A 460-nucleotide genomic window follows, 5' to 3' on the forward strand; every position below is an offset into this window, starting at 1 on the left:
GCCCCGACCGGACCACCTGGGTCAACGACTCGCGCCACCACGGCCTCTCCATCAGCCCCGACGGCGACAAGCTCTGCGTCGCCGGGACGATGGACGACTACGCCACCGTGGTCGACCGCGCCACCCTCCAGGAGGGCCCGCTCGTCCCCGCCTCCAAGCCCTACTGGGCGACCGTGAGCGGCGACGGCCGCTCCTGCGTCATCTCCGAGAGCGGCGCCGACCGGGTCACCGCGATCGACTTCGCCACCGGGCGCCGGGTGACGAGCGTGGACGTCGGCGACCACCCGCAGCGCGTGCGCCTCGCCCGCGTCCCCGCCGACTGGACCGGCCCCACGGCGGGCTGACGTCCCGGGTACGACGGAAGGGGCCTGCCGGATCGGATCCGGCAGGCCCCTTCCGTCGTACTCCCTCAGACTCAGGACCTGTTGACGGCCACCTCGTAGAGCGAGTAGCCCCAGTC

Annotated in this window: 1 protein-coding gene; it reads left to right on the forward strand. The window is 73.3% G+C overall.

Going from position 1 to position 460, the window contains the following annotated elements; all coding sequences use genetic code 11:
- Positions 1-344: YncE family protein (locus tag ACOV8S_RS31295; RefSeq protein WP_448321863.1), on the forward strand; the 344-nt coding region annotated here is incomplete at its 5' end.
- Positions 345-460 lie beyond the last annotated feature (116 nt).

This window comes from Streptomyces sp. CO7, from assembly GCF_053474865.1.